The organism is Phycicoccus mangrovi (genome assembly GCF_018729305.1).
In the GTDB taxonomy this organism is placed as follows: domain Bacteria; phylum Actinomycetota; class Actinomycetes; order Actinomycetales; family Dermatophilaceae; genus Phycicoccus; species Phycicoccus jejuensis.
The window spans coordinates 216677-235975 of the sequence record NZ_JAHHWP010000009.1 but is presented as its reverse complement, the minus strand read 5'-3'; the positions used below and the strand labels follow the sequence as shown (position 1 = coordinate 235975).

18 protein-coding genes are annotated in these 19299 nt (G+C 75.1%); 13 read left to right on the top strand and 5 right to left on the bottom strand.

Annotation, left to right across the window (positions count from 1 at the left end; genetic code table 11):
• Positions 1 to 136: 136 nt before the first annotated feature.
• Genes KMZ30_RS07965 through KMZ30_RS07945 form a run of 5 tightly spaced genes read left to right on the top strand, consistent with a single transcriptional unit; the run spans position 137 to position 4642 of the window.
• Complete coding sequence (locus KMZ30_RS07965; protein WP_215511848.1) at positions 137 to 955, top strand: glycerophosphodiester phosphodiesterase family protein; 819 nt, start codon at positions 137 to 139, stop codon at positions 953 to 955.
• Between the two features lie 9 nt (positions 956 to 964).
• Positions 965 to 1456, top strand: a complete 492-nt coding sequence (locus KMZ30_RS07960; RefSeq protein ID WP_308279603.1) for an ATP-binding protein — start codon at positions 965 to 967, stop codon at positions 1454 to 1456.
• 23 nt (positions 1457 to 1479) lie between these two features.
• Positions 1480 to 2370, top strand: a complete 891-nt coding sequence (locus KMZ30_RS07955; RefSeq protein ID WP_215511849.1) for a DUF5926 family protein — start codon at positions 1480 to 1482, stop codon at positions 2368 to 2370.
• Positions 2370 to 3083 carry a glycosyltransferase gene (locus KMZ30_RS07950; protein ID WP_215511850.1) on the top strand — a complete coding sequence of 238 codons (714 nt, stop codon included), beginning with the start codon at positions 2370 to 2372 and terminating at the stop codon, positions 3081 to 3083. The genes KMZ30_RS07955 and KMZ30_RS07950 overlap by 1 nt, the downstream gene beginning before the upstream one ends.
• Positions 3068 to 4642, top strand: coding sequence for an MptA/MptB family glycosyltransferase (locus KMZ30_RS07945; RefSeq protein WP_215511851.1), 1575 nt, complete (start codon positions 3068 to 3070; stop codon positions 4640 to 4642). Before KMZ30_RS07950 ends, KMZ30_RS07945 begins: the two co-directional genes overlap by 16 nt.
• On the opposite strand, the gene KMZ30_RS07940 is transcribed toward KMZ30_RS07945, so the two are convergent.
• Entirely contained in the window at positions 4560 to 6728 is a 2169-nt protein-coding gene (locus KMZ30_RS07940) for a hypothetical protein (protein ID WP_215511852.1), read from the bottom strand. The genes KMZ30_RS07945 and KMZ30_RS07940 overlap by 83 nt on opposite strands.
• Positions 6729 to 6766: 38 nt before the next feature.
• On the opposite strand from KMZ30_RS07940, the gene KMZ30_RS07935 reads away from it, so the two are divergent.
• The 3 genes from KMZ30_RS07935 to pheA are packed head-to-tail and all read left to right on the top strand — an operon-like array spanning position 6767 to position 9448.
• Positions 6767 to 8044, top strand: coding sequence for a glycosyltransferase 87 family protein (locus KMZ30_RS07935; protein ID WP_215511853.1), 1278 nt, complete (start codon positions 6767 to 6769; stop codon positions 8042 to 8044).
• A 4-nt stretch (positions 8045 to 8048) separates the two neighbouring features.
• Complete coding sequence (locus tag KMZ30_RS07930; RefSeq protein WP_215511854.1) at positions 8049 to 8477, top strand: DUF4446 family protein; 429 nt, start codon at positions 8049 to 8051, stop codon at positions 8475 to 8477.
• Positions 8474 to 9448, top strand: coding sequence for a prephenate dehydratase (pheA, locus tag KMZ30_RS07925; RefSeq protein WP_215511855.1), 975 nt, complete (start codon positions 8474 to 8476; stop codon positions 9446 to 9448). The genes KMZ30_RS07930 and pheA overlap by 4 nt, the downstream gene beginning before the upstream one ends.
• Positions 9449 to 9887: 439 nt before the next feature.
• Here pheA and KMZ30_RS07920 read toward each other — a convergent pair whose 3' ends face one another.
• The 3 genes from KMZ30_RS07920 to KMZ30_RS07910 are packed head-to-tail and all read right to left on the bottom strand — an operon-like array spanning position 9888 to position 12405.
• Complete coding sequence (locus tag KMZ30_RS07920; protein WP_215511856.1) at positions 9888 to 10358, bottom strand: META domain-containing protein; 471 nt, start codon at positions 10356 to 10358, stop codon at positions 9888 to 9890.
• A gap of 37 nt (positions 10359 to 10395) precedes the next feature.
• Positions 10396 to 11520: a 1-acyl-sn-glycerol-3-phosphate acyltransferase gene (locus tag KMZ30_RS07915; protein WP_215511857.1), complete on the bottom strand. Its 1125-nt coding sequence runs from the start codon at positions 11518 to 11520 to the stop codon at positions 10396 to 10398.
• 57 nt (positions 11521 to 11577) lie between these two features.
• Complete coding sequence (locus KMZ30_RS07910; protein WP_215511858.1) at positions 11578 to 12405, bottom strand: patatin-like phospholipase family protein; 828 nt, start codon at positions 12403 to 12405, stop codon at positions 11578 to 11580.
• Between the two features lie 32 nt (positions 12406 to 12437).
• Between KMZ30_RS07910 and KMZ30_RS07905 the strand changes: the two genes are divergently transcribed.
• Entirely contained in the window at positions 12438 to 13817 is a 1380-nt protein-coding gene (locus KMZ30_RS07905) for an HAD-IB family hydrolase (RefSeq protein ID WP_215511859.1), read from the top strand.
• A 224-nt stretch (positions 13818 to 14041) separates the two neighbouring features.
• On the top strand, positions 14042 to 15475 hold the full coding sequence (gene zwf, locus KMZ30_RS07900; protein WP_215511860.1) for a glucose-6-phosphate dehydrogenase: 1434 nt from the start codon (positions 14042 to 14044) through the stop codon (positions 15473 to 15475).
• A 36-nt stretch (positions 15476 to 15511) separates the two neighbouring features.
• Here the strand turns inward: zwf and KMZ30_RS07895 are convergent, their stop codons facing one another.
• Positions 15512 to 16639, bottom strand: a complete 1128-nt coding sequence (locus KMZ30_RS07895) for a diacylglycerol/lipid kinase family protein (protein WP_215511861.1) — start codon at positions 16637 to 16639, stop codon at positions 15512 to 15514.
• A 45-nt stretch (positions 16640 to 16684) separates the two neighbouring features.
• On the opposite strand from KMZ30_RS07895, the gene KMZ30_RS07890 reads away from it, so the two are divergent.
• The 3 genes from KMZ30_RS07890 to KMZ30_RS07880 are packed head-to-tail and all read left to right on the top strand — an operon-like array spanning position 16685 to position 19291.
• Positions 16685 to 17230, top strand: coding sequence for a DinB family protein (locus KMZ30_RS07890; RefSeq protein WP_215511862.1), 546 nt, complete (start codon positions 16685 to 16687; stop codon positions 17228 to 17230).
• Entirely contained in the window at positions 17227 to 18579 is a 1353-nt protein-coding gene (locus KMZ30_RS07885) for a cation:proton antiporter domain-containing protein (protein WP_215511863.1), read from the top strand. The genes KMZ30_RS07890 and KMZ30_RS07885 overlap by 4 nt, the downstream gene beginning before the upstream one ends.
• Positions 18569 to 19291, top strand: a complete 723-nt coding sequence (locus tag KMZ30_RS07880) for a type 1 glutamine amidotransferase (protein WP_215511864.1) — start codon at positions 18569 to 18571, stop codon at positions 19289 to 19291. Before KMZ30_RS07885 ends, KMZ30_RS07880 begins: the two co-directional genes overlap by 11 nt.
• The last annotated feature ends 8 nt before the right edge of the window (positions 19292 to 19299 follow it).

Genomic DNA, 19299 nt, shown 5'->3' with positions numbered 1-19299 from the left:
GATGGTCCAACGGTAGGGCGGCCGCGAGTGTGAGTGGCACGACCGCAGGCCGCTCGGAGCACCCGCGGGTCGGCCGAACGGCGCGTCCTCGGCCCCGAGATGCCTCGCACCGCCCTGACCGGCCATGATGGTTCCCGTGACCGTCGAGCAGCAGACGACCACCCGCCCCCTCGTCGTGGCCCACCGCGGCGCCAGCGAGGAGGAGGCCGAGCACACGCTCCGGGCCTACCGCAAGGCGTTCGCGCACGGCGCCGACGGCGTGGAGTGCGACGTCCGCCTCACCGCCGACCACCACCTCGTCTGCGTCCACGACCGACGCGTCGAGCGGACGTCGAACGGCTCCGGGGTCGTCTCCACCCTCGAGCTCGCCCGGCTCGAGCAGCTCGACTGGGCGTCGTGGAAGAGCGGGCCGGGTGAGTCCGAGCGCCCCGAGTCCGACCCCGAGCGTGGGCACCTGCTGACCCTCCGGCGCCTCCTCGACACCCTCGTCGACACCGGGGACGAGGTCCTCACGCTCATCGAGACCAAGCACCCGACGCGGCACGGGGACGACGTCGAGAAGACGCTCGTCCAGGTCCTGCGGTTCTTCGAGCTCGACCGTGGCGACCGGCCCGGCCGCCCGCACGTCCGGGTCATGTCGTTCTCGGCGCGCGCCCTCCAGCGGGTGCACCGCCTCTCGCCCGAGATCCCGCTCGTCCACCTCATCTCGGCGCGGGGGCGCTCGCTGCCGCTCGACGGCGAGCTGCCCAAGGGGGTGGGCATCGTGGGGCTCGACATCGCCTTCCTGCGCAAGAAGCCGTCCGTCGTCGAGAAGTACCGACGCCACGGCCACCAGGTGTTCGTGTGGACGGTCGACGCCGAGGTCGACATGGACCTGTGCCGCGAGCTCGGCGTCGACGTCGTCATCACCAACCGCCCCGGGACGGCCGTCGACCGGTTCGGGAGCAGGTTGTAGCGTGACGCCGTGACCTCGGAGAACACACCCCTGACTCCCGACGTCGAGGAGGAGGCGCTCGGCGTCGTCGAGTCCTCCGGGCCCGGTGCCGACAGCATCATCTGCACCGTGCGCGTCCCGTCGGACGCCTCGTCGGTCGGCCGCGTCCGCCGCGCCATCGTCACCGACCTCACCGAGCGCGACCTCGACGAGGACCTCGTCGGCGAGGCCGAGATCGTGACCTCGGAGCTGCTGACCAACGCCGTGCGCCACGCCCGCCCGCTCTCGGACGGCACGATCCGGGTGCGCTGGAAGATCCGCGGCGACGTCGTCGAGGTCGAGGTGACCGACGGCGGCGGTGCCACCGTCCCCAAGCCGGCGCCGCGCACGGTCTGGCTCTCGTCGGGCCGCGGGCTGCGCATCGTGCGCTCGATGGCGCACGAGTGGGGGGTCACCGAGGACCGCACGGGCAACGTCGTGTGGGCCACGCTCGGCGGGCCCAGCCGCCGCCGCGCCACCTGACCGACGTCCCTTAGGGTGCTCGCATGGGCAAGGCATCCCGACGTCAGCGCGGTTCGGACCGCACCCCGAAGGCCGCGCGTCCGGCGCCGGCCCCGTTCGAGGCGCGGCCCTTCGCGGGCCTGCCCGGCGAGACCGACTGGGTCGCGATGCGCGAGATCCTGCCGGCGGCCACCGCGGTCGTCCGGGTGCGCCCCGAGCACGTGCCCGACGGCGCGCCGTCGGAGGTGACCGTCGCCACGGTCCTGCCGATGGCGTGGCCGGCGCTGCACCGGACCGACGGCACGGTGCTCATCGGCACGCAGTCGGGCAACGCGAGCGGCGACGCCTCCCGCGACCTCGCCGCGCAGCTGCTCGCCGGTCTCGCCGCCGAACGGGGCACCCCGGTCACGAGCACCCCGCAGGTCACCGCCGACAGCCCCCGCCTCCAGGACGTCCTCACCGAGGACACGACCTTCGAGGTCACCGTCCACGAGGGCTTCGACTTCTGGGTCGAGGGCCAGGAGCTCGAGGGCGAGGCGCAGGAGTCGCTCGAGCGGGCCAACTCCTCCGTCGTCCCGACCGTCGCGATGACGTCGCTGCCCTCGGCCTACTGGGTCCGCATCGGCGACCGCGCGCACGTGCGGCTCGTCCTGCCCGAGGACGAGGACGTCGCCACCGACGCGCTGGCCCGGCTCCACGCCGCCGGTGACGACGGGCTCGGCGAGGGGACCCGCCTCCTCGGCGCCTTCCGGACCGGCGGCCTGCTCGTCCCCGTCTGGGACCTCGACCCCGAGCTCGAGGCCGGTGACCACGAGTCCGAGCTCGCCGCGTTCGGCGAGCGCTACCGGGCCGCGCTGGCCGCGGACGCGCCCCTGACGCCCGAGGAGCGGCGCGCCCGCTCGGGGCTGCTCAGCCGCCAGGTCACGCTCCGCTGATGGCCGGGGTCGCGGCGGTCGTCCCCTGCAAGGACGAGGCCGACCGCATCGGCGCCACCGTCGCGGCGGTGGCGGCGCTCGACGTCGTGACCCGGGTCGTCGTCGTCGACGACGGCAGCTCCGACGGTACGACCGCCGCGGCCGAGGCCGCCGGCGCCGACGTCGTGCGCCACCCGGTGAACCGCGGCAAGGCCGCGGCGCTGCGGACCGGTGTGGCCCGGGTCCGCGAGCTGGAGGCCGCGGCCGGCGAGGAGCCGGCCGCGCTGCTCTTCGTCGACGGCGACCTGCAGGAGACCGCGTCCGCCCTCGGCGTCCTCACCGACGCGGTGCTCGACGGCAGCGCGGACATGACCATCGCGACGCTCCCCGCGCAGATCACCGCCGGTGGTGGCCGCGGGCTCGTCGTCGGCCTCGCCCGGCGAGGCATCCAGCACCTCACGGGTTTCCGTGCGGTGCAGCCGCTCTCGGGGATGCGCTGCCTGTCCCCGAGGGCCTACGAGGCCGCGTCGCCGCTCGCGCGCGGCTGGGGGGTCGAGACGGCGCTGACCGTGGACGTGCTCCGTGCGGGGCTGCGCGTCCTCGAGGTGCCCTGCGAGCTCCAGCACCGGGTGAGCGGCAGCGACTGGCGCGGCCAGCTGCACCGGGCCGGCCAGTACCGCGACGTGTGGCTGGCCCTGGTCCGGCGCGGTTGGCGACCGTGGCAGCGGGGCTGAGCGCCGCCCGGCACGACCCCCCGACCGTCGCGTCGGACGGGCCGGTGCGCACCGACGCGGTGCGCCGGCTGCTGCTCGGCGCCTCTGTGGCGCTGCTCCTCGTCGTCGGCCTCGCCCGGCCGAACGCCGCCCAGCCCGACCTGTCGCCGCGCGGCTGGGCGCCGGGCACCCTGCTGCCGCTCGAACTCTCGCCCGCCCTCGTCACCGTCTTGCTGTGGGCCGCGTACCTCGTCGGTGCCGCCGCCGTCGTGCTCGGGCTGCGGTCGGGCACAAAGGCCCTGCGGGGATGGAGGGTGCCGGGAGCCCTGGCCGTCGCCGCGCTGCTCACCGCGCCCTTCGGCTCCGCCGACCACGTCAGCTACGTTGCGTACGGGCGCATCCTCGCCACCGGGGGCAACCCGTGGGTCGAGTCGCCGACCGACTGGATGAACGGCGCCGACCCCGTGACGAGCCGGGTCGAGGCGCCGTGGACCGAGGAGCCGAGCGTCTACGGGCCCTTCGCCACGCTGCTGCACGGCCTGTCGGCCCTCGTCGGCGGACCCCAGCTGCGGCAGGAGGTCTGGGTCTGGCAGCTGCTCGTCGTCCTCTCCTGGCTCGGTGCGCGCTGGGCGCTGCGGTCGGCCCTCCCCGCGCGGCTGCACGGCCGGGTGGACGCGGCGTGGACGCTCAACCCGCTCGTCCTCGGGGCCGGGGTGCTCGGGGCGCACGTCGACGTCGTCGCCGCGGCGCTCCTCGTCGCGGCCGTCGCGCTGCTGGTCCGCCTGCCCGGCCCGGTCGGGCTCGCCTGCGCCGGTGGGGTGCTCGGGCTCGCGGCCTCGACGAAGGTGACGTACGGGGTCGGCCTGCTCGCCGTCGTGGCGGCCCTGTGGCTCGTGCGCGACCGGTCCGCGCCGGTCGCTCCGGTGCTGGGCCGCGTCGCGGTGCTCGTCGGCGGCTTCGTCGTCGTGGCCGGGCTGCTCCAGCTCTGGGGCGGGTCGCACGTCTACGACCAGCTGCTGCGCTCGCGGCAGGCGGTCTCGCTCGCGACGCCGTGGCGCCCGCTGCTCGAGGCGATGCGCCCGTCGATCGGCAACGCCGACGCCCGGACGCTCGTCAGCGCCGGGGCCGCGGTGCTCGCGGTGCTGCTCGCGGTCCTCCTGGGGCGCGCGACGCGTGGAGCCGTCCGCAGCAGCGACCCCGCGCCGCAGCGCCTCGCGGCGACGGCCCTGCGCTGGACCGCCGTCCTCTCGCTGGCCTACTCGCTCGCCGCGCCCTACTCGCTGCCCTGGTACGACGTCCTCGTCTGGGCCGCGCTGCCGGCGCTCGCCGCCGGCTGGGTCGACCGGCTCGCCCTCGCCCGGCTGCTGCTCATGTGCCTCGCCTACGTCCCGGGCCGGGTCCTCGGGATGACGCCCGGCGTCGAGTCGGTGACGCTCGGGTTCCGGCGCGAGGTCGCGCCGTGGCTCGCCCTGCTCGTGTGGCTCGCGGCGGTCGGGGTCAGCGTCGCCGTCGGCCGGCGCGGGTCGGGGCCGTCGTCCGCGCCTCCTCGAGCAGGTACCCCACCGACACCGACACGATGAGCGGAACGGCGAGCGTCGCCCCGACCGCGGGGATGGCCACGCCGGAGTCGTTGACCGCGAACCCGATCGCCAGGACGAGGAACAGCGCGACGAGGCCGGGGCGGAAGGTCGGCGCCGCGTCGAACGAGCGCTGCAGGGAGCGCGAGCCCCACGACGTCGGGCGCGCGAGGACGTAGGCGACGAAGAGCAGGGCCGCCGGCACGAGGAGCGTCAGGGGCGCGTTCTCGCGGAGGATTTCGAGGTTCTGCTCGGCCTTGCGCACGACGATGTCGTCGGCCGTGCCGTCGATGATCGCCTGGACGAAGCGGCCGAGGTGCGTGCGGCTGCCCGGCGGCCGCAGCCAGTCGGCGCCCGCCGCCGCGAAGAACACGACGACGACGGAGATGACGACCAACCCCCAGCGCTTCCAGGTGAGGCGGATGCCGAGGATCGTCAGGACGAGGTAGACGACCGCGGGCAGGAGCGCCGGCGGGCCGCCGAGATCGGCCCCCCAGAACGGCGCGGCGTCGACGAGGAGCGCGACGAACCCGATGACCCCGACGGTGACGGCGGCCGCGACGCGCGCCCCGCGCAGGACGAGGACCGACGAGACCGCCGTGGCGAGGAGGACCGCCGCCGTCGCGAAGAGGGCGAAGGTCGGGTTGCCCATCCCGTAGAAGCGCCCGGCGACCACCGGCTGCAGGCCCATGAGCGACGACAGCTGGAGGCGGGAGCCGGTCATGACGTCGACGGCGAGGACGACCGCGGTGACCGCCGAGACGAAGGCCATCGGCCCGAGGGGGCGCCGGCCCCACGGCCCGCGGAGCGCGACGCCCGCGATGATGGCGACGAAGGCCAGCACCGTCGCGACGACCGCGAGCATCTCGACGGGGAAGCGCCACCACGGGACGAGGTTGGCGAGGAAGGTCGAGACGGGGACGGCGGCCGCGGCCACCGACAGCACGCGCACGCGGGTCAGCACGGTCGTCCGGGTGGCCTCCGAGCCGATCCGGCCCTTCCAGACGAGGAGCACGAGGAGGTAGACGACGAGCTGGCCGTACGCGAAGACCTGGAAGAACGGCTCGACGAGGCCGTGGACGTCGTGGCTCGCCTCGTCGAGGTCGCGCAGGTGGGTGAGGCGTTCGGCGGCCCGGCGCTCGGAGCCGTCCGGTGCCGGGTCGGTCGTCAGCGGCGAGCCGGCGACGGAGTCGGGGACGGGCAGGCCGACCCCGGCGAGCACCGTCGCCGTCAGGTCGGGGGCCTGGGCGAGGCCGTCCTGCCGGGTCGAGCCGGAGACGAGCGTGCCGGGCCCGAAGTCCGGGCCTCGGGCGAGGACCATCCGCAGCCGTTCGGAGAGACCGGCGTCCGACAGGCTGGCGACGACGAAGTCGGCGCCGTTCGGGCCGGCGTCGAGGACCTGCCCGATGCGCTGGTCGACCGCGCGCACCTGCTCGACGCGCGAGCCGGTGGCCTGCTCACCGGGTGCGAGGTCGTCGGGGTCGCGGACCGTGCCGACGTCGACGAGCGTGACGGGGCAGGTGTTGAGGTCGACGAGCAGGTCGTCCGGGACGAAGTCCATCTGCTGGGTCACGCGGCCGTCGGGCAGGGCGCCGCCCAGCGCGGCGTACGGGCCGACCGTCGCGACGCACATCCTCTCCGCGTCGACCTGCTGGGCGAGCAGCCCCAGCCGGGTGTCGAACTTCTGCTCCGCCGCGGCTGCCTCGTACTGCGGCCACTCGGTGACGCGTCCGTCCTGCACGGTCGGCGGGCCGGGGCACGGGCGGTCGGCGGGGTTGGCGGCGTCGCCGGTGCGCGGCGCGGCGGCCCGCGAGCCGGCGGACAGCCCGAGCCACCCGTCGGCGGGGCAGGTGTTGGACCACACCGAGCGCACCGACAGCGTCGCGCCGGAGCCGCTGCGCAGCATCGACCAGAGGGTCGGGGTGTCGCGGGCGTTGACGTCGGACCACGACAGGCCGCCGGTGCCGACGAGGACGACGGCGCCCGTGGGCTCGCGCGCGGCGGTGGCCGAGGACCCCGGGACCGCGAGCAGGAGCCCGCCGACGACGGCCGCCAGGGCCACGGCGACGGCGAGGGCTCTGCGGGTCACGCGGCCCAAGGGTAACGACCCGTGGTGAGAATGGTGTCGTGACCTCCCCGCCCGCCCGACGCCCCGCCGTGCCCCGGCACCGCTGGATCCTCGCGGTGGTCCTCGTCGCGCTCGCCGCCTCACCGGTGGCCCTGCGCTACCTCGTCTTCTGGCCGCTCGACCAGTGGCAGGTCGACGTCGACGTGTACCGGCAGGCGGGGGTCTCGATCCTCACCGGGCGGCCCGTCTACTCGGCGATGACCGAGGCGCCGCAGCTGCTGCCGTTCACGTACCCGCCCTTCGCGGCGTTCCTCGGGATCCCGTTGGCGCTCATCCCGTTCGGTGTCGTCGGCTGGCTGTGGACGGCGATGCAGGTCGTCGCGACGACGGCCATCGTCTGGTACGCCGGCCGGGCGCTGCTGGCCCGCTCCGGGTCGTGGCTGCCGCTGGCGCTCGCGGCCCTCACGGCGCCGATGCTCTGGCTGCACCCCGTCGGCGACGGCATCCGGTTCGGGCAGGTCAACGCCTTCATCGTCCTCGCGTGCGTCATGGACCTCGTCGAGCCCCGGCCGCGCCTCGCGCGCTGGCTGCCCAAGGGCGCGCTCATCGGGCTGGCCATGGCGGTCAAGCTGACGCCGGGGGTCTTCGTCGTCCACTTCCTCCTCACCCGGCGCTGGAAGGAGGCGGCGACCGCGGTCGCGTCCGCCGCCGTCGCGACACTGCTCGCCGCCGCCGTCCTGCCCGGCACCTCGTGGACGTACTGGACCTTCGCGCTGCGGGACCCCACGCGCCTCGGGCCGAACGCGGGGACGGCCAACCAGTCGGTGCGCGGCTTCCTGCTGCGCCTCGGACCGGAGGGGCTGCCCGGCACGGTGATCTGGCTGGTCGTCGTGGCCGCCATCGCGTGGGTGGGGTTCCGGCTGGCCGCCCGGATGTACCGGGCCGGCGACCCCGTCGGCGAGCTCGCGGTGGTCGGCATCGTCGCGTGCCTCGTGTCGCCGGTGTCGTGGGTGCACCACTACCACTGGGTCGTCGTCGTCGTGCTGGCGCTGCTCGGGGCCCGGCCGTGGGAGGAGCGGCACCGGCTGTGGGCCGCGGCGGCCGTCACGGTCTTCTTCACGCTGCGCCTGCCGTGGTGGGGCATCGACTGGCTCGCGCAGCGGGACTGGCCGCAGTGGCCGGGGCGGGTGCTGCAGAACGCCGACGTCGCCGGGGGGTTGGCCTGCCTGGCGCTGCTGTGGTGGACCGCGCGTCGGCGGGACCGGGACGCAGGAGCGCCCGGCGCCGGTGCGGACCCGGACGTCGAGGCGCGGCCCTCGTCCGCGGCCCTAGCCTGAGGGCATGCTCGACATCGGACCGGCGGAGGCGCTGCTGCTCGCGGTCCCCGCGCTGCTGCTGCTCGCCGCGGCCGGGCTCGTCGTGCTCCTCCTCGTGCGGACGGCCGGGCTGCGCCGGCGGGTGGACGCCCTCGAGGCGCACCGGCCGGCCGGTGACACCGACGTCAGCGCGCTGCGGGCCGAGGTCGCCCAGGCGCTGCGGCACGTGGCGGTCGTCCGCTACGACGCGTTCGGCGACATGGGGGGCCGGTTGAGCTTCAGCGCGGCCGTCGTCGACGACCGGGGCGACGGCCTCGTCATCAGCTCGATCCACGCGCGCGGCGAGTCGCGCACCTACGCGAAGGGGGTCGTCGGCGGCGCGTCCGAGGCGACGCTCTCGCCCGAGGAGCAGCAGGCCCTCGCCGCCGCCCGTACCGGCAAGGAGCAGCCATGACCACCCGCTTCGGCTACCTCGGACCCGAGGGCACCTTCACGTCGATGGCGCTGGACGCCTGGCCGGCCGCGGGTGACGGGGTGGAGCGCGTCGCGTTCGGGTCGGTCGGTGCGGCGCTGTCGGCGTTGCGGGCCGGTGACGTCGACGGGGCGATGGTGCCCATCGAGAACTCCGTCGAGGGAGGAGTGTCGGCGACGCTCGACGCCCTGGCCAGCGGCGACCCCCTCGTCGTGACGGGCGAGGTGCTCGTGCCGGTGCGGTTCGTCCTCGCGGCGCGCGGCGGGGTGTCGCTCGCCGACGTCCGCGCCGTCGGGACGCACTCGCACGCGTGGGCCCAGGTGCGCGGCTGGATGGCGACGCACCTGCCCGAGGCCGTGTACGTGCCGACGCTGTCGACGGCGTCGGCTGCCGAGACGCTCGGGGCGGTGCACGAGGGGCGCGCCGGTGCGGTGGACCAGGCGGGCGCGGGCTCGCCGCAGTTCGACGCGGCGGTGTGTGCGCCGGCCGCGGCGTCGCTGCACGGGCTGTCGGTGCTCGCCGAGGGCATCGGCGACATGCAGTCGGCGGTTACCCGCTTCGTGCTCGTCGCGCGACCGGGTGCGATGCCGGCGCCGACGGGGGCCGACAAGACGACGGTCGTGCTCTACCAGCGCGAGGACCACGCCGGTGGGCTGCTGGAGCTGCTCGAGCAGTTCGCGGCGCGGGGCATCAACATGACGCGGCTGGAGTCGCGGCCGACCAAGGAGTCGATGGGGGCGTACTGCTTCTCCGTCGACGTCGAGGGGCACGTGCTCGACGAGCGGCTCGGTGAGGCCCTCATGGGGCTCAAGCGGATCTGTGCCGAGGTGCGCTTCCTCGGGTCCTACCCCCGGGCGGACCGGCAGCCCGCGACCGTCGGGCCGCGCGCGAGCGACGCCGACTTCGCCGCGGCCCGGGAGTGGATCCGGGGGCTGCGCGCCGGGGGCGCCTGACCCTGCGAGGGACGCACCCCCGACCTCCCGACCCCGCCTCGGTCGTGCCCACCGCCGCCGATCCTGAGAGCGGGCCCCGGTATGGACTACTCCCAGCCTCCATGCTCACCGGAAGGTTTACCTTCCACCCGCAACCACCTGGTTGCCACGGCAAGGTTTCCCTTCCGCGCGGCAGGCACATGATTCCACGGCAAGGTTTCCCTTCCGCGCGGCAGGCGTGTGGTTGCGCCGGCAAGGTTTCCCTTACGCCCGGCAAGGATGTGGTTGCGTGGGGAAGGTTGACCTTGCGGCGGGAAGCAGATGGTTGCGAGGTGGAAGGTAACCCTTCCGGGGAGACAGGAGGCTGGGAGGGCACACCTCGACCGGCCGCTCTCAGGATCGCGGTCGCCGCGCCCCCGGTGCTCGGGTCGGGGCGCGAGGGACGCCAGGGGGCCCGGGCTCACGCGCCGGCGGGCTGTCGCTCCGTGCCGAGCCACCAGCGTTCGCCATCGCCCCAGTGGAGGTAGAGGTACGGGCCCGAGATCTCGAGTCGCGGCCGGGACGACAGCATCTCGAGGACCCACGCCTCCTGCGCCATCCGATCGGCGTCCAGGCACGCCATCTCGGTCACGGCGAGGCCGTCCGGCACGACCAGCCGCGAGTCCTCCACCGCCACGCGCCCCCCGCCGGAGTTGCACCCCGGCTGCACCGAGAGCCGGTCGCCGTCGACGGAGAACGACAGGGTCCGCGGGACGACGGGGGCCGGCGCCCCGGTGGTGTTCACCGCCACCCACCGCCCCGCGAGGTCCTCCACCGACGCCACCGTGCGCGACCCGTTCGTCGAGTCGTCGCCCCCACCGCCCACCACCTGCAGGCGCAGCGCCGCCGCCCCCGCGACGACGAGCAGGACGACGGCGAGGGCGGCGGTCACGCGACCGGACAGGCGGTGCATGCCCGTGCGACGCCCGTCAGGGCGAGACGGTTCCGCCGTCGCTGCCGCCGGACGCAGCGCTCGGGACGTCCCGCGACGCGTCCGGGGACGCGTCCGGCGACGCCGCGGACCCCGCCGCGGGCCGCCGCTCGGGGATGCCCCCGGCGTCCGTGTGGGCCGTCACCCACGCGTCCACCTCGTCCCACCGGGCGTCCAGCCACGCCGCGAACGCGATCGGGTCGGACGGCACGTCCTCGCTGCGCCAGGTCCAGGTCCGCACGAGGAACGGGCGGTCGCGGAACGGCATCGCGTCCCAGATGAGCCGCGGGCTCGAGAGCTGCCCGTACCCCGCGTGCGCGACAACCATGACGTCGGCCTCGGGACGGGCCTCGCGCGCCGCCCACGCCCCCCGCGTCTTCGGCGGGAGCACGTTGACCAGCGCCTCGGCCCTGGCGGCCCGGCGGTGCTCGCCACGCCGCCGCAGCCGCTCGATGAGGTGCGCCCGGCGTGACGGGGTCCAGTTCTGGCCCTCCGGGAAGATGAGCAGGACGTCGTCGTCGTCGAGGCTGCCCGCCATCCCACGCACCCCGGCGAGCCGGTCCTCGCCGGCCGACGGCACGAAGAACGAGTCGAGCCGGGTGAGGATCGTGTCGACCCCGGGGTCCCACCGCAGCGCCTCGGCGAGGACGATCCGCGGCAGCCGGCCGGCGGTCCGGGCCAGCAGCCAGGCGACGGCGAGCGAGTCGAACGGGCCCGCGTGCCGCGCGAGGGCGAGGAGCGGGCGCCCCTGCGTGCCGAAGTGCATCCGGTCGGTCAGCCGGACCTCTAGCCCCAGCCAGCGCCGCGTGTAGAACATCAGGGAGTCGAGCGCGTCGGCCAGCAGCCGCTCGTGCGCCTCGCGCCACTCCGGGGCCCGGTCGTCGTGGGGCTCGGCCCCGAGCACCCAGCAGCGCACGAGCATCCGGATGTCGACCCACATGAGCAGGACGGCCAGGCAGGCGCAGCGGAACAGCCGCGCGCGCCGGTCGACGAGCGAGTGCAGGGCCCCGACCACGACGACCGGCACCATCAGCCCGGTGACGACGAGGCCGACGAACGGCCAGAGCGGCGCCAGCACGCGGCGGACCGCCCGTGGCGGCGGGGGGATGCCTCGAGCGCCCATGCCCGCGAGCCTAGGGCCAGGTCCGGCTGCGGCACAGGGCCCCCGGCGGGTGCGCCGTCAGAGCGCGACCAGGTAGGCCGCCGACGCCTCGTAGGCCTGCCGTTCCCGCTCGCGCATCCGGGAGGACCGGGCCGCGCGCAGCGACACGCTCGGGGTCGACTCGGCCCCGCTCGGCAGCACGTGGGTCTCGACCTCGGCCGGGACCGACGCCATCTCGTGGACGTACCGGTGGCGCCGGGCGATCTCGAACGCCACCGTCCCGACCTCCCACGGCCGACGTGGCGGCGCCAGCGGCTGCTCGACGCGTCCGACCTGGAGGACGAACACCCGGGTCGCCCCGAGCGCCAGCGCCCGACCCACCGGGATCGAGTGCACGAGACCGCCGTCGAGGTGCGACCACCCGTCGATGACGACCGGCGGGAAGAGCCCCGGCACCGAGCACGACGCGACGACCGGCCAGGTCAGCGGCCCGGCGTCGAACCACGCCGCACTCGCGTCCTCGATGCGGGCCGCGACGCACTGGAACGGCACCGCGAGCTCCTCGAACGTCGACACCGGCAGGTAGGTGTCGATGACGTGGCGCAGCGGGGCGTTCGACAGCAGGTGGGTGCGCGACCGGGCGGCGCGCGCCGCCTGGCGCACCGGGTTCTCGACGAACACCCCCTCGCGGACGACCGCCTCCCAGACCTCGGCCAGCCGGCCCGCCCCGGCGGGTGTCGGGTCGGCGGCGACGAACGCCCCGTTGAGCGCCCCGATGCTCGTGCCGAGGACGAGGTCGGGGACGACACCGGCCTCGGCCAGCGCGCGCACCATCCCGACCTGCGTGGCGCCCAGGACGCCGCCCCCGCCGAGGACGAACGCCGTGAGCCCCTCGCCGTCCGCCATCCCCCCATGATGCCGCCCGGTAGCCTGCGACCATGGCTGGCGCGGCGATCTTCGACCTCGACCGCACCCTCCTGCAGGGCGGCACCGGGCCGCTGCTCTCGCGGGCGATGTACGACCTGGGCGTCGTCAGCCGGCGCCTGCCCGGTGAGGGCCTGCTGTACAAGGCGTTCGACCTCATCGGCGAGACGCTGCCGAGCATCGCCCTCGCCCGCCAGGCCACGCTCGTCGCGCGCGGCCGGGCCGGGGACGCGTTCGACGCGGCGGCCACCGCCGCCGCGGAGACGATCTCGGCGGTCATCCACCCCTTCGCGCTCGCGCTCATCGAGCAGCACCGGGCCGCGGGCCGCCCCGTCGTCCTCGCCACGACGACGCCGGAGCACCTCGTCCGCCCGCTCGCCGACCGCCTCGGCGTCGACCACGTCGTCGCGACCCGGTACGCCCTGACCGAGGACGGGCGCTTCAGCGGCGACCTCGAGGGGCCGTTCGTCTGGTCGCGCGGCAAGCTCGACGCGGTGCGCGCGTGGGCCGCGCGCGAGGGCATCGACCTCGCCGAGTCCTTCGCCTACTCCGACTCGATCTACGACCTGCCGCTGCTCTCGGCGGTCGGCACGCCGGCCGCGGTCAACCCCGACCCGCGGCTCACCGTCTACGCGCTCGCCCGGGGGTGGCCCATCGTGCACTTCGACGTCTCGCCCGGAGTCGTCAAGATCCCGGTCCTCGGGGTCGAGCTCCAGCGGCTGCTGTTCCTCGCGAGCCCCCCGCTGCTCACGCCGTACGCGCGCTTCGACGTCGGCGGCACGGAGCACGTCCCGCGCACCGGGCCGGCGATCCTCGTCGGCAACCACCGCAGCTACTTCGACATCCCCGCGATGATCCAGATGATGCGCCGCACCGGACGCACGGGGCGCATCCTCGCGAAGAAGGAGCTCTTCGACGTCCCGGTCGTCGGGGCGCTCGCGACCGCCCTCGGCGGCATCCCCGTCGACCGCGCCGGCGGTGGTCAGGAGTCCTTCGAGACCGCGGCCGTCGCCCTCGAGGCCGGCGAGCTCGTCTGCCTCCTGCCGCAGGGCACGATCCCGCGCGGCGAGCGGTTCTACGACCCGGTCCTCAAGGGACGCACCGGCGCCGCCCGGCTCGCCGCAGCGACCGGCGCCCCCGTCATCCCCTTCGGGATCTGGGGCAGCGAGAAGGTCTGGCCGCGCAGCTCGGCGACCCCCCGGATGCTTGCGCTCACCGACCCCCCGACGGTCCGGGTGCGGGTCGGCGAGCCGGTCGAGGGGCTGGGGGGCACCCCCGCGGCCGACACGAGGAGGATCATGGCGGCGATCGTCGACTGCCTCCCGCCGGAGGCCCGCGAGCAGCGCACCCCGACGGCCGAGGAGATCGCGCTCGCGACACCGCGCGGCCGCTGACGACGCGTCGGGAGGGCCGGCGCCGACCGGTCCGCGAGCGCCTGACGCGGGAGGCGAGGCCACGCGGGCCCCTGCGCCGGCGCGGACCCGCCTCCGGTCAGGACGCCACCGACGGTCACCGCCGGCGGCGATGGGGACAACTCCCCTGGTGACGAAATATATTCCGCACCAATGGAAATGCGCAAACGCTGGTGTCGGGCGGCCTCGGGCGACAGGGTGGGACCATGACCGCGCCCACGACCGTCATCCTCTTCGGCGCCACCGGGGACCTCGCGCAGCGCAAGCTCATCCCCGGGCTGCTGCACCTCTTCCAGTCGCGCCTGCTCGACGACCTGCGCGTCGTCGGGACCTCGCTCGACGACAAGACGCCGGAGGAGTTCCGCGACTTCGCCCACACCGCGATCCGCGAGCACAGCACCCGCGAGATCGACGAGGCCGACTGGCGCGAGTTCGTCCAGCGGCTCGACTACGTCCCGCTGTCGGCCGGACCGGACGCGCTCGCCGATGCGGTCGGGCGGGCCGAGAAGGAGCTGCCCGGCGAGGTCGAGCTGCGGCTGCACTACCTCGCGGTCCCGCCCAAGGCGGCGCTCGCGGCCGTGCAGACCATCGCCGACGCCCGGCTCGTCGAGCGCAGCCGCGTCGTCATGGAGAAGCCGTTCGGCCACGACCACGCGAGCGCCGTCGCGCTCAACGCCCAGCTGCACGAGGTGTTCGACGAGGACCAGATCTTCCGGATCGACCACTTCCTCGGCAAGGAGCCGGCGCAGAACATCCTCGCGTTCCGTTTCGCCAACGGCCTCTTCGAGCCCATCTGGCACCGGAACAACATCTCCCACATCCAGATCGACGTCCCCGAGACGCTCGGCCTCAGCCAGCGCGCCGACTTCTACGAGGCGACGGGTGCCTACCGCGACATGGTCGTCACGCACCTCTTCCAGATCCTCGCCTTCACCGCGATGGAGCCGCCGACGGCGCTGGAGCCGCTGGCCATCAGCCGCGAGAAGAACAAGGTCTTCCGCTCGATGCAGCCGATCATGCCGTCCGACGTCGTGCGCGGGCAGTACACCGGCTACCACCAGGAGCCCGGGGTGGCGGCGGACTCCGACACCGAGACCTTCGTCGCGCTCAAGTGCTACGTCGACAACTGGCGCTGGGCCGGCGTCCCGTTCTACCTGCGCACCGGCAAGCGGATGGCCGAGGGCGCGCGCATCATCTCCATCGCCTTCAAGGAGCCGCCGCAGTCGATGTTCCCGAAGGGCTCGGGCGTCGGCGACCAGGGGCCGGACCACCTGACCTTCGACCTCGCGGACCGGTCCCGGATGTCCCTGTCCTTCTACGGCAAGCGCCCCGGGCCGGGCTTCCGGCTCGACAAGCTCTCCATGCAGTTCTCGATGCAGGAGACGAGCTGGGCCGGGGCGGTGCTCGAGGCGTACGAGCGGCTCATCTACGACGCGGCCCGCGGCGACCGGACCCTCTTCACGTCGGCGACCGGCATCGAGCGGCTCTGGGAGATCAGCCAGCCGATCCTCGACAACCCGCCGCCGGTGCACCCGTACGCGCAGGGGACGTGGGGCCCGAACCAGATCCACCAGCTCATCGCGCCGTTCACGTGGCGGCTGCCGTTCGAGCGCACCTGGCGCGAGCACACGAAGGGCTGAGCGCCGGCCGGCGCGGCCGGCGCCGGCGACCTCGGGTCAGGCGCCGGCCGGCCGCCCGTTCTCGGTGCGGACGACGAGCACACGCGGCTGCACCTCGACCGAGAGGCGGCTCGCCTCGCCGATGATGTCGCCGTCGACCTGGACCCGCTGCGGCTCGTCGACCTGCACGGTCGCCGTCTGGCACTTGTGCCGCGCGAGGTTGGCGTTGGTCCGGTCGCTACGGGTGATGACGCGCGCCGCGACCGACGCCCACGCGGCCACCCCGCGGGGCGCGAGGACGATGACGTCGAGCATGCCGTCGTCGGGCTCGGCGTCGGGGAGCAGGTCGATGCCGCCGGTGATCTTGCCGCAGTTGCCGATGACGACCATCCGCGCGCGCTGCGTGGCCGGCGGGCCGCCGTCGACGGTCAGCGTGACCTTGAAGCGCTCGGTGAGCATGTGGCGCAGGCCCGCCGGGACGTAGGCGCCCCAGCCGATGCGTGACTTCAGCTGCTCGGAGGTCGAGTCCATGATCGCGGCGTCGAGGCCCATCCCGGCCATGACGAAGAAGGCGTGCCGCTGCGCGCCGGCGCTCGAGCCCTCGCCGGCGCCCTCCTCCAGCTCGAGGTCCTCGGGGTCGAGGGTCAGCCAGGCGGCGTCGACGTGCCGGTTGCGCCCGGTGAGGGCAACGACCATCGCGCGCTCGAGGTCGTCGACGGGCATCTCGAGGTTGCGGGCCAGGAGGTTGCCGGTGCCGCCGGGCAGCAGCCCGAGCGGGACGCCGGAGCCGACCATCTCCTGGGCGACGGCGCGGACGGTGCCGTCGCCGCCCAGCGCGCAGACGAGGTCGACGCCGCTGTCGAGGGCCTCGCGGGTCTGGCCGAACCCGACGTCGTGGACGGTCGTCTCGTGCAGCTCCGGCGGGGCCCAGTCCTGCGCCTCGCAGACGCGGGCGAGGGTGGCGCGGACGGCGTCGAGGTCGTCGAACTTCGTCGGGTTGACGACGACGGCCACCCGCTTGCGCGGCGGCGGGGCGTCGTCGACCCCGCGGAAGCTGTCACGCGAGGGGCGCTGGGCCGCGACGTGCCGCCCCGGCTCGCGCGCGGACAGCACGAGGTAGACGCCGACGACGGCGAAGAGCACCGCCACCGCGACGCCGACCCAGGTCCACGCTTCGCCAGACACACACCGGAAGGTACAGGAGGCCCGGCACGCCCGTAGTCTGCGGGGATGACCGAGAACGCCGACGCCGCCCTGGTGCCCGACACCAAGGACTGGACGTGGGTGCTCGAGCGCCCGTGCCCCGACTGCGGCTTCGACCCGCGGGCCGTCGCCTCCGACGACATCGCCCGGCTCGTGACCGCCTTCACGGACCCGTGGGCGTCGGTGCTCGAGCGTCCCGACGCCGCCGTCCGGCCGGACCCGGCCACGTGGTCGCCGCTCGAGTACGCCTGCCACGTGCGCGACGTCTGCCGCCTCTTCGACCAGCGGTTGGAGGCCATCCTCGCGCAGGACGACCCGACGTTCGACAACTGGGACCAGGACGCCACTGCCGTCGCCGAGCGCTACGGCGAGCAGGAGCCGGCCCCCGTCTCCGCGGAGCTGCGGGAGGCCGCCGCCGGCCTCGCCGACCGGTTCGCCGGCGTCGAGGACGTCGCGTGGTCACGCACCGCCACCCGCTCGGACGGCGCCCGGTTCACGACCCTGTCCTTCGGCCGCTACGGCCTGCACGACCTCGCGCACCACCTCGTGGACGTCGGGGTCGCCCTCCCGTGAGTCCCGAGCTCGTCTACGTCCTGCTGGGTGGGGCGCTCCTCCTCGCGGCCGTCCTCCCGCAGGCCCTGCACCGCTGGGCCCTCTCGGCCCCGATGGTCCTCGTGGCGGTCGGGCTCCTCGTGGGGACGACCGCGGTCTCCGGCGACGTCGTCATCGACCCCGTCGCGCTGCGCCCGTGGATCGAGCACCTCGCCGAGTTCACCGTGCTCGTCGCGCTCATGGGTGTCGGCCTCGCCCTCGACCGCCCGCTGCGGCCGCGGCTGCGCGCGTCCTGGGCCTCCTGGGAGCCGACCTGGCGGCTGCTCGGCATCGCGATGCCGCTGACCATCGGCGCGGTCGCCCTCCTGGCCTTCGGTCCGCTCGGGGTGGCGTTCCCCGCGGCCCTGCTGCTCGGGGCGGCGCTGGCGCCGACCGACCCCGTCCTCGCCTCGGACGTCCAGGTCGAGGGGCCCACCCTCGAGGGGGACGACGACGACCTCGACGAGGACGACGAGGTGCGGTTCGCGCTGACGAGCGAGGCCGGCCTCAACGACGGCCTCGCGTTCCCGTTCGTCTGGGCGGCGGTCTTCCTCGCCGGCGCGGCCCCGGCCGGCGGCGTGCTGCGCTGGGTCGGCTGGGAGCTCGTGGGGAAGGTCGTCGTCGGCGTCGCGGTCGGCTGCCTCGTCGGCTGGGTGCTGGCCCGCCTGGCCTTCCGGGCGTCGCGGCGCTCGCTGCGGCTGGCCGAGGTCGGCGAGCCGCTCCTCGCCCTCTCGGCCCTCCTGCTCGCCTACGGCGCGGCCGAGTTCGCGCACGGCTACGGCTTCCTCGCGGTGTTCGCGTGCGCGATGACCATCCGCTCCTTCGAGCGTCACGACCAGTACCACCGGCACATGCACGACGTCGTCGAGCGGCTGGAGACCCTGCTGACCCTCGTCATGCTGCTCGGGCTCGGCTTCGCCATCACGACCGGGCTGCTCGCCAACCTCGACTGGCGGGGCGTCCTCGTCGGGCTGCTCCTCGTCTTCGTCATCCGGCCGGTCGCCGGCTACGTGTCCTTCCTCGGCCACCGCAAGGGCACCCGCACCGCGTGCCTCAGCGTGCCGGAGCGACTCGTCATCGGCTTCTTCGGCGTCCGGGGCATCGGCTCCCTCTACTACCTTGCCTTCGCCCTCGGCCACGCGCGCTTCACCGAGGAGCGCTGGCTGTGGTCGGCCGTCGGGTTCACCGTGGCCCTCTCGGTCGTCGTCCACGGCGTCCTCGCCACCCCCGCCATGCGCTGGCTGGAGCGCCGGCGCGACGAGGCGGCCACCGAGGCCGGGGGGAGCCCCCGCGGGCCGGGCGGACCGGACGGGATGGCCCGTGCCGCCTGAGGTCCGTGACGGCCCGCTCGTCCTCGTCGTCGTCAACGACCCCGACAGCGGCCCCGGGCGCTTCGGGGCGTGGCTCGAGGAGGCCGGGGTGCGGCTGCGGGTCGTCGACGGCCCGTCCGTGCCGGCGACGACGGAGGGTCTCGACGGCGTGCTGCTGCTCGGCGGCGGCTTCATGCCGGACGCCGACGAGCGCGCCCCCTGGCTGCCGGCCGAGCGCCGGCTCGCGCAGGCGTGCCTCGACGACGGCACGCCGCTGCTCGGCATCTGCCTCGGCGCCCAGCTCCTCGCGCTCGTCGCCGGCGGCCGGGTCACCGCCGACTCGGGGCGCACCGAGCGGGGGTCGGTCGTCGTCCGGCGCACGCCCGAGGCCACCGGTGACGCGCTGCTCGGCGGCCTCCCGGACGCGTTCCCGGCGATCCAGAACCACCGGGACGAGGTGACGACGCTGCCCGAGGCGGCCGTGCACCTCGCCTCCTCCGACACCTGCCCGCACCAGGCCTTCCGGGTCGGCGCGGCCGCGTGGGGCGTGCAGTTCCACCCGGAGGCCTCGGCCGAGCGCCTCGAGCGCTGGGACGCCGGCCGGGTCGCGGCCGAGGGGTTCGACCTCGACGCGCTGCGGGTCGCCGCCCGCGCCGCCGAGCCCGCGTCCGAGGCGGCCGCGCGGGCACTGCTCGACGCCTTCGTGCGGGTCGTCGGGGGACGCCGCTGCTGACCGCCCGT